Origin of the sequence: Aliivibrio fischeri, from assembly GCA_038993745.2 — a bacterium.
Taxonomy (GTDB): Bacteria; Pseudomonadota; Gammaproteobacteria; order Enterobacterales; family Vibrionaceae; genus Aliivibrio; species Aliivibrio fischeri_B.
Genome location: CP160629.1, coordinates 2,916,803 through 2,926,402 on the forward strand (window position 1 = coordinate 2,916,803; position 9,600 = coordinate 2,926,402).

9 protein-coding genes and 2 pseudogenes are annotated in these 9,600 nt (G+C 41.2%); all 11 read right to left on the minus strand.

Annotated elements, in window-relative coordinates; all coding sequences use genetic code 11:
• Positions 1-18: 18 nt before the first annotated feature.
• Positions 19-885: a F0F1 ATP synthase subunit gamma gene (atpG, locus tag AAFX60_014000; GenBank protein ID XDF77660.1), complete on the minus strand. Its 867-nt coding sequence runs from the start codon at positions 883-885 to the stop codon at positions 19-21.
• 45 nt (positions 886-930) lie between these two features.
• Positions 931-2,471, minus strand: a pseudogene (gene atpA, locus AAFX60_014005) (F0F1 ATP synthase subunit alpha).
• 13 nt (positions 2,472-2,484) lie between these two features.
• Positions 2,485-3,018, minus strand: coding sequence for a F0F1 ATP synthase subunit delta (gene atpH, locus AAFX60_014010; GenBank protein XDF77661.1), 534 nt, complete (start codon positions 3,016-3,018; stop codon positions 2,485-2,487).
• Between the two features lie 17 nt (positions 3,019-3,035).
• Positions 3,036-3,506 (minus strand): F0F1 ATP synthase subunit B, encoded by a 471-nt coding sequence (gene atpF / locus AAFX60_014015; GenBank protein ID XDF77662.1) that lies wholly within the window; start codon positions 3,504-3,506, stop codon positions 3,036-3,038.
• Between the two features lie 55 nt (positions 3,507-3,561).
• Positions 3,562-3,818: pseudogene (atpE, locus tag AAFX60_014020) on the minus strand (F0F1 ATP synthase subunit C).
• Between the two features lie 58 nt (positions 3,819-3,876).
• A complete protein-coding gene (gene atpB / locus AAFX60_014025; GenBank protein ID XDF77663.1) occupies positions 3,877-4,689 on the minus strand; it encodes a F0F1 ATP synthase subunit A in 813 nt (270 codons plus the stop codon).
• Between the two features lie 8 nt (positions 4,690-4,697).
• Positions 4,698-5,087 carry a F0F1 ATP synthase subunit I gene (locus AAFX60_014030; protein XDF77664.1) on the minus strand — a complete coding sequence of 130 codons (390 nt, stop codon included), beginning with the start codon at positions 5,085-5,087 and terminating at the stop codon, positions 4,698-4,700.
• Between the two features lie 188 nt (positions 5,088-5,275).
• The gene (locus tag AAFX60_014035; GenBank protein ID XDF77665.1) at positions 5,276-6,160 is read right to left on the minus strand and encodes a ParB/RepB/Spo0J family partition protein; all 885 of its coding nucleotides are present in this window, start codon (positions 6,158-6,160) and stop codon (positions 5,276-5,278) included.
• Entirely contained in the window at positions 6,153-6,950 is a 798-nt protein-coding gene (locus AAFX60_014040) for a ParA family protein (GenBank protein ID XDF77666.1), read from the minus strand. Before AAFX60_014040 ends, AAFX60_014035 begins: the two co-directional genes overlap by 8 nt.
• A gap of 15 nt (positions 6,951-6,965) precedes the next feature.
• A complete protein-coding gene (gene rsmG, locus AAFX60_014045) occupies positions 6,966-7,598 on the minus strand; it encodes a 16S rRNA (guanine(527)-N(7))-methyltransferase RsmG (GenBank protein XDF77667.1) in 633 nt (210 codons plus the stop codon).
• A 1-nt stretch (position 7,599) separates the two neighbouring features.
• Positions 7,600-9,489: a tRNA uridine-5-carboxymethylaminomethyl(34) synthesis enzyme MnmG gene (gene mnmG / locus AAFX60_014050; GenBank protein XDF77668.1), complete on the minus strand. Its 1,890-nt coding sequence runs from the start codon at positions 9,487-9,489 to the stop codon at positions 7,600-7,602.
• Positions 9,490-9,600 lie beyond the last annotated feature (111 nt).

Below are 9,600 nucleotides of genomic sequence, written 5' to 3' on the forward strand. Positions count from 1 at the left end.
CTGTTTAAATACCTATGCTTAAACCGCTGAAGCGCCTGAAACAATTTCAGAAAGCTCTTGTGTAATCGCCGCTTGACGGGCTTTGTTATACACAAGTTGCAGTTCATCAATAATGTCACCAGCGTTATCTGTCGCTGCTTTCATCGCAATCATTCGCGCTACGTGTTCGCAGGCTAAATTCTCAACCACACCTTGATATACTTGTGATTCAACATAACGAACCAATAAAGCATCTAGTAGTGGTTTTGGCTCAGGCTCATAAATGTAGTCCCAAGCATGAGTGCGTTGCATTGCTTCATCTTCAGATTTAGGCAAAGGAAGTAATTGCTCAATAGCTGGTTCTTGTACCATAGTGTTGATGAACTTATTGTTCACAACATATAGACGATCCAACTGGCCTTCATCGTATTTCTTTAGCATCACGCCAACAGTACCGATCAGTTCTTCTAGGCTAGGGTGATCCCCAAGGCCTGAGTTCTGAGCGACAACGTTACCGCCGTAGCTATTAAAAAATGCTGTTGCTTTTGAGCCAATAACGGCTAAATCAATTTCAACACCATCTTCTGACCATGTTTTCATTTCTGCCATGACTTTCTTAAACAGGTTAATGTTTAAGCCGCCACACAGGCCACGATCACTAGAAATAACGATGTAACCAACACGCTTAGCTTCACGTTCCTCAAGATACGGATGACGATACTCAAGGTTACCAAGCGCTAAATGACCGATTACTTTACGCATTGTGTCAGCATATGGACGAGACGCTTCCATCGACTCTTGCGAGCGACGCATTTTTGAAGCGGCTACCATTTCCATTGCTTTCGTGATCTTTTGAGTGCTTTTTACACTCCCGATCTTGTTACGAATCTCTTTCGCACCGGCCATCGTTACTCTCCGTTTTCGGGTGACCCATTACAGGCCACCAACGAATTACCAGGTCTGGGTTGCTTTGAAATCTTCAACCAGTTTCACGAACTGAGCTTCAATTTCATTATTCCAAGCACCCGATGTGTCGATCTCTTTTGCTAGATCGGCAAACTGACCACGAGCATACGACAGCAATGCTTCTTCAAAATCTGCAAGCTTAGCAAGCTCAACATCTTTCAAATAGCCTTTTTCAGCTGCGAAGATAACTAAAGCTTGGTCAAAAACAGACATTGGAGCGTACTGTTTCTGCTTCATAAGTTCAGTTACTTTCTCACCATGGTCTAGCTGCTTCTTAGTCGCGTCATCAAGATCAGATGAGAACTGAGCAAACGCTGCAAGTTCACGATACTGTGCAAGAGCAGTACGAATACCACCAGACAGTTTCTTAATGATCTTAGTTTGTGCAGAACCACCTACACGCGATACAGAGATACCAGGATCTACCGCAGGACGAACACCAGCAGTGAACAGTTCTGTTTGTAGGAAGATCTGACCATCAGTAATCGAGATTACGTTGGTTGGTACGAATGCAGATACGTCACCAGCTTGAGTTTCGATGATAGGTAGAGCAGTTAAAGAACCTGTTTTACCTGTCACTTCACCGTTAGTGAATCGCTCAACGTACGCTTCACTTACACGAGCAGCACGCTCTAGTAGGCGAGAGTGTAAGTAGAATACGTCACCTGGAATGCTTCACGGCCCGGTGGACGTTTCAGTAGTAGAGAGATTTGACGGTAAGCTACCGCTTGTTTAGATAGGTCATCATAAACAATCAGAGCATCTTCACCGCGGTCACGGAAGTATTCACCCATCGCACAACCTGAGTACGGTGCAAGGTATTGCAGCGCAGCAGATTCAGAAGCCGATGCAACAACAACAATAGTGTTTGCTAGTGCGCCGTGCTCTTCTAATTTGCGAACTACGTTAGCAATTGTTGATGCCTTTTGGCCAATCGCAACATAGATAGAGAAAATACCAGAATCTTTTTGGTTAATGATCGCATCGATCGCCATTGCTGTTTTACCAGTCTGACGGTCACCGATGATTAGCTCACGCTGACCACGGCCGATTGGGATCATTGAGTCAACTGACTTATAGCCAGTCTGTACTGGTTGGTCTACTGATTTACGATCGATTACACCAGGTGCAATCACTTCTACTGGAGAAGTCAGTTTCGCTTCAATTGGACCTTTACCATCGATTGGCTCACCAAGTGTGTTAACAACACGACCTAGCAATTCAGGACCAACAGGAACTTCAAGGATACGACCAGTACCTGTTACTTTCATGCCTTCCTGTAGGTCAGCATATGGGCCCATTACTACCGCACCAACTGAATCACGATTCAAGTTAAGTGCTAGCGCGTAACGGCCACCCGGTAATTCAATCATTTCGCCTTGCATTACATCAGCAAGGCCGTGGATATTGATGATACCGTCGCTTACCGACACGATAGTACCTTCATTGCGAGCTTCAGTTACAACGTTGAATTTTTCAATACGTTGTTTGATTAGATCGCTAATTTCCGTGGAATTAAGTTGCATGCTCCATTCCCCATCAAGACTGCAATGTTTCGCTCAGACGACCTAAACGGCCACGTGCTGAGTTATCAATGACTAGGTCTCCGGCTCGAATAATAACCCCTGCTAGAAGGGTCTCATCTACGCTACAATTCAGCTTCACTTTACGCTCTAGACGAGCTTCAAGTTTGGCACCAATGTCAGCTTTCTGCTGCTCTGTTAGTTCAATTGCTGATGTAACATCAGCATCAATCACTTTTTCAAACTCATGTTGTAAAAGGATAAATTGCTCTAACACTCCTGGTAGAACTTTCAAACGGCCATTTTCAGCCATTACGTTAATAAAGTTCTGTCCAAACTCGTTCAGTTGTTCGCCACAAATAGAAATAAAAATTTCAGCTAACTGCTCTGATGCAATAGCACCGTCTAGCAGTTGAGCGACATCTTCATTTTTTGCGACTTCTGAACAAAAAGTTAGCATTTGAGCCCATTGGCTCAATTCGCCTTTTTCGACCGCAAAGTCAAAAGCTGCTTTCGCGTAGGGGCGTGCGATGGTTGCCATTTCCGACATATCTTGGCCCCTTTTCTTTACAATTTCGCAGTGATGTTATCAAGAATATCTTTCTGCGCTTCTACATCAATAGAACGCTCTAAGATTTTCTCGGCACCGATCACAGCCAGAGTTGCAACTTGTTTACGCAGTTCATCGCGGGCACGGTTGCGTTCAGATTCAAGTTCAGCTTCACCTTGTGTAAGAATCTTCTGGCGTTCAACCAGAGCTTCTTCACGAGCTTCGTCTAAAATTTGACTTTTACGCTTGTTAGCCTGTTCGATGATCTCAGTTGCAGCGCGCTTTGCTTCTTTTAATTGATCAGAAGCATTAGCTTGTGCCAAATCAAGGTCTTTAGCTGCGCGTTCAGCGGCAGATAAACCGTCAGCAATTTTTTTCTGACGTTCCTCGATCGCTTCCATGATTGGTGGCCATACATATTTCATGCAGAACCAAACAAACAGTGTAAAAGCGATTGCTTGACCAAGCAGAGTTGCGTTCATATTCACAACAGCTACCCCTCGTTAAGAATCAGCTACAAAAATTCAATTAGCAATGGCTAGATTAGCCTGCTAGTTGACCAACAAATGGGTTAGCAAATGTGAATAGTAGCGCGATAACGATACCGATCATTGGAACCGCATCCAATAGACCAGCGATGATGAACATCTTAACTTGTAGCATTGGAGCCATTTCAGGTTGACGAGCTGCGCCTTCTAGGAATTTACCGCAAGAAGTGCGAAACCAATCGCTGTACCAAGTGAAGCAAGACCTACAATAATGCCCACGGCGATTGCAGAAAAGCTCAGTAAAGTTTCCATTTACTTTCTCCAGTTTTATGTTGTCGGCAAAGTGCCATTGATAAATAAATTGTCTAAATTAGTGATCAGAGTCTTCATGTGCCATCGACAGATATACGATAGTCAGCATCATGAATACGAAAGCCTGAATCAAAATAACCAAAATGTGGAAGATAGCCCAAGGTAGTGCACCTACCCATTGTAAATACCACGGTAGCATTGCCGCAATAAGAATAAACACCACCTCACCAGCAAACATGTTACCAAACAAACGCATACCTAATGAAAGAGGTTTCGCTAATAGCGAGATAACTTCCAATAGTAGGTTGAATGGAATCATTATTGGGTGATTAAACGGGTGAAGTGCTAATTCTTTAGCGAACCCACCAAGTCCTTTCACTTTGATGCTGTAATAGATCATCAATGCAAAAACACCTAACGCCATTGCCATAGTGATATTCACATCAGCAGAAGGAACCACTTTAAGATAAGGGATACCCAACCAATGCTCTGCAGGATATGGTAAGAAATCGATAGGAACTAAATCCATCAAGTTCATTAAAATAACCCAGCAGAAGATAGTTAGTGCCAGTGGGGCGATCAACGGATTGCGTCCATGGAAAGTTTCTTTTACGTTGTCAGCAACGAATTCCACTATCATTTCAACAAAACATTGTAGCTTTCCTGGTACTCCTGTTGTTGCTTTCTTTGCTACAGAACGAAAAACCCAAAGGAATAACATCCCTGTAAACACAGAAAAGAACAGGCTATCTATATGTACGTTCCAGAAACTTGCTTCATCAGCTACCAGACCTAACTTAGCTAAAGATAGATTTGTTAAGTGATGCTCAATGTAACCAGATTGTGTTAGCGCTTCGCCTGGCGCAGCCATAACTTTTCCTATTTTCTGTTGTTAATAAAGAGAACTGGTGCAAAGATATTAATACCTAGTACCAGCAAATAGGTTAGTTTGAGGGGAACAAGTTCCACCTCCATATACACGTAGGCAACAGAAAATAAGACTACTGTAATCAGAATTTTTAGCACTTCGCCAGTATAAAAAGATACTGCAACCTTTTTAGCAGCTCTTGCTCCACTGAACATAAATGCACACCCTGCAAATACCGCATTAGCAATGACAAAAATGCCGCCACCAATGAGTGCAGAGATCCCCCAGCTAGCACTAACGGCTAAGCTCATTCCTACTGCCATAAAAATAACCACGCTAAGCTGGATCATTATGAGTCGTTTGGCTAGCAAACGGCCTGGTCTGGCTAACGTAGTTACCATGTATTCTTCCTTTAAAGCACCTTTGCCTTGATTTAAATCAAGTTAAAACAAAGATTTTACAAAAATTATACGTTGAGCTGATATGAATGCAATCAAATAGCATTAAAAAGTTACATTTATGAGAACATAACGGTGACTTTTACGACGTAAAGTACGGTTTTTATATCAACACACGTTTTATATCACATTTAGCTTTCTAGCTTTGCGATAAGTTGTTCTAATTTGTGAGCCTCGTCAAAGGTAATCGTTACCTTTCCTTTGCCCGCTGCATTTCGGCTTATCACAACTTTAGAGCCAAGAGTTGATGATAATTTATCCGAAATTGTCATCATTTCAGTATCAACTTCTTTTGGTTCTTCCTCTTTTTGAGGAGCCAATAGCTCTTTTACTTTTTGTTCAGTTTGACGAACAGTCAGCTTCTTTTTGATTACGAGATGAGCTAATTCAACTTGCTGTTCATTTTCTAATGCTAACAACGCACGAGCATGACCCATCTCAAGTTCTTTCTGCTCAACTAAGCCTTTCACTTCATCAGTTAATGCATTTAGACGCAATAAATTCGTTACTGTTGTTCGAGATTTACCAATAACATCTGAAATTTGCTGATGAGTTAATTCAAATTCTTGCTGTAAACGCTCTAAAGCTTGAGCTTCTTCAATTGCATTCAAATCTTCACGTTGAATATTTTCAATTAAAGCCATCGCGATTGCGGCTTTATCTTCAACAGATTTAACCACACATGGAACGTGTTTTAGACCCGCTTTTTTAGCGGCACGGAAGCGTCGTTCGCCAGCAATGATTTCGTATTGTTGAGAAGCAACTTCACGTACAACGATCGGTTGGATGATACCTTGAGAACGAATAGAAGCAGAAAGCTCTTCAAGGGCTTCTTCTTCCATAACTTTACGAGGTTGATATTGACCAGCACTCAATTGATGAATACCTAACTCAACCAATTGAGCATCTTTAGAAATGGACTCGCTTTGTGCAGCAGCTGTCTGCTTTTCACGTGCAATTGAACTTGTTGCTAATAGGGCATCTAATCCTTTGCCTAAACCACGTTTATTACTCATGAATTTCTGTTTCCCTTTCTTTTTCCATTTCGTCACGGCGAATTATCTCTCCGGCAAGGGCTAAATAAGCCTTTGCACCATTTGAGTATTTATCATAATACATTGCAGGTTTACCATGACTAGGCGCTTCTGCTAGGCGAACATTTCGAGGGATCACAGTGCGATACACTTTTTCACCAAAATGTTTTTTCAATTGATCAGATACATCATTCGCTAAGCGATTACGAGGATCAAACATGGTTCTAAGCAACCCTTCGATCTTTAAATCAGCATTCACTACAGCGGCTAATTTACCTATGGTATCAATTAAAGCCGTTAGTCCTTCAAGTGCGTAATACTCACATTGCATAGGAACTAATACAGAATCAGATGCTGCCATGGCGTTAATTGTAAGGAGATTTAGAGCGGGAGGGCAATCGATAAAGATGAAATCATAGTTACCACGAATTGGGTAGATCATGTTGCGCAAGCGAACTTCTCGCGCAAACACTTCCATTAATTTGATTTCAGCAGCAGTAACGTCACCATTGGCAGCAATTAAATCATAGCCACCAGAGGTTTCCTCTATCACAACTTTGTCAAAAGGCACTTCGTCAACCAACAACTCGTAAGCGGTTGCATCCACATCATATTTATCAACACCACTGGCCATGGTTGCATTGCCTTGGGCATCAAGGTCAATTAATAAGACCTTTCGATGTGTTGCAGCCATTGATGCTGCAAGATTCACCGCTGTTGTTGTTTTACCTACGCCACCTTTCTGGTTCGCAATAGAGATAATTTTTCCCACACTAACCTCATTCCATTATTTTTTTCCGGCTAAGGTGACTAAATGTCTTTCACCCTCTAACTCCGGAACGATCAATGTCGCTACATTTTTAACAGAGCACCATTCAGGAAGATCATTCGCTTCTTCTTCTGAATAAATACCTTTTAATGCTAAAAATACACCATCTTCTTCTTTCGGTAGATGATGACACCAATTCACCATGTCTGTCATTGATGCAAATGCACGACTTAGGACTGCATCAAACTTTTCTTCAGGTTGAAACTCTTCAACACGGCTTTGAATTGGTGTTACGTTGGTGATTTTTAGCTCATGAATAACTTGTTTAATAAAGCGAATTCGCTTTCCTAAACTATCCAATAGTGTAAATGATTTCTCTGGATTCATGATAGCTAATGGGATACCTGGTAACCCAGGACCTGTACCAACATCAATAAAACGTTCACCAGATAATTTTGGACTAACTACAATGCTGTCCAAAATGTGCTTAATAACCATTTCACTTGGGTTTCTCACTGAGGTTAAGTTATACGCTTTATTCCACTTGTGGAGTAGTGCAACATAACCAAGGAGTTGTTCTTTTTGCAATTCAGAGACATTTAAGTCAGTTTGAGCAATTAAACGGTCGAATTGTTGAGATAAATCGGTCACGTTACTCACCTTTCTTTAATAAACCGTGTTTTTTCAAATGAACTAATAAAATTGAAATAGCAGCAGGCGTGATACCTGATATACGAGAAGCAATACCAATCGTTTCTGGTTTTGCATCACTCAGTTTAGCCACAACCTCATTTGAAAGACCTTTTACTTCTTTGTAATCAAGATCAAACGGTAATTTTGTATTTTCATGACGTAATGATTTTTCAATTTCATCACGTTGACGTTGAATGTAACCCGCATATTTTACTTGGATTTCAACTTGCTCAGATGCTTGTGAATCTTCAAGAGCAGGACCAAAACCATCAATTGAAACTAGAGATTGATAATTAACTTCCGGACGACGTAGAAGATCCTCACCACTTGCTTCACGAGCAATTGGCGTTTTTAGGATCGCATTAACTTGATCCACTTGTTCTGATTTTGGATTGATCCAAATATCTTTCAAGCGTTGACGTTCTTGCTCCATGTTCTCTACTTTTTCGTTAAAGCGAGCCCAACGAACATCATCAACAAGACCTAAAGTTCGACCTTGTTCAGTTAAACGTAAATCAGCATTATCTTCACGAAGTAATAAACGATATTCGGCACGAGAAGTGAACATACGGTACGGTTCTTTAGTACCTAATGTTGATAAATCATCAATCAATACACCCATGTACGCTTCATCACGACGTGGACTCCAGCCTTCTTTGCCTTGAGCAAACAAACTTGCGTTAAGACCAGCCATTAAACCTTGAGCAGCAGCTTCTTCGTATCCTGTTGTACCGTTAATTTGACCAGCAAAGAATAGACCTTCAATAAACTTCGTTTCATAAGTTGATTTTAAATCTCGAGGATCAAAGAAATCATATTCGATCGCATAACCTGGGCGCACAATGTGTGCATTTTCAAAACCTTTCATTGAACGTACGATTTGCAGTTGTACGTCAAATGGTAAGCTTGTTGAAATACCATTTGGATACAGTTCGTGTGTTGATAAACCTTCTGGTTCAATAAAGATTTGGTGACTGTCTTTATCAGCAAAACGCATTACTTTGTCTTCAATTGAAGGACAGTAACGAGGACCAATACCTTCGATAACACCTGCATACATAGGGCTTCTATCAAGGTTATTACGAATTACATCATGTGTTTTTTCATTAGTATGGGTAATAAAGCAATTTACTTGCTGTGGATGGTGCTCACGTTTACCTAAAAATGAAAAGACAGGGGTTGGATTATCACCCGGTTGTACTTCTAGTCCTGAAAAATCAACAGAACGAGCATCAATACGTGGAGGTGTACCGGTTTTTAAACGATCTATTCTAAATGGACGTTCACGTAGACGTTGAGCAAGAGTGATCGAAGAAGGATCTCCTGCGCGGCCTCCTGAGAAGTTTTCCATACCAATATGTATCTGACCCCCTAAAAAGGTTCCAGCGGTCAATACAACGGATTTAGCACGGAATTTAAGGCCCATTTGAGTTACAGCACCCATCACCTTATCGTTTTCTATAATAAGATCATCAACGGCTTGCTGAAATAACGTTAAGTTTGGTTGGTTTTCTAATACTGAACGAACATAAGCTTTGTATAACGCTCTATCTGCTTGTGCGCGAGTAGCTCGAACAGCTGGACCTTTTGAAGCATTCAATGTTCTGAATTGAATACCACTATGATCGATGGCTTGTGCCATTAAACCACCTAAGGCATCAACTTCCTTTACCAGATGTCCTTTGCCGATCCCACCAATTGCAGGGTTACACGACATTTGACCTAATGTATCAATGTTATGAGTGAGTAGAAGTGTATTTTGTCCTGTTCTTGCTGCAGCAAGTGCTGCTTCAGTACCAGCATGACCACCGCCAATAACAATGACATCAAAGTTGTCTTGGTAAAACATGATTCGACCTTAGGAGTAATGAAAAGAGTTAGAAGAATTTAACTTAAGAGATGTATTTTACCCTTTTTCTAGCTTGGAAAGAAATGAAAAAGTGATGAAGTTCAAAAAAGA

Bases quoted from the DNA above. Each gene is read 5' to 3' on its own strand.
- mnmG (XDF77668.1), bottom strand. From the start codon at position 9,489: ATGTTTTACCAAGACAACTTTGATGTCATTGTTATTGGCGGTGGTCAT.
- atpG (XDF77660.1), bottom strand. From the start codon at position 885: ATGGCCGGTGCGAAAGAGATTCGTAACAAGATCGGGAGTGTAAAAAGC.
- atpB (XDF77663.1), bottom strand. From the start codon at position 4,689: ATGGCTGCGCCAGGCGAAGCGCTAACACAATCTGGTTACATTGAGCAT.
- AAFX60_014030 (XDF77664.1), bottom strand. From the start codon at position 5,087: ATGGTAACTACGTTAGCCAGACCAGGCCGTTTGCTAGCCAAACGACTC.
- AAFX60_014035 (XDF77665.1), bottom strand. From the start codon at position 6,160: ATGAGTAATAAACGTGGTTTAGGCAAAGGATTAGATGCCCTATTAGCA.
- atpH (XDF77661.1), bottom strand. From the start codon at position 3,018: ATGTCGGAAATGGCAACCATCGCACGCCCCTACGCGAAAGCAGCTTTT.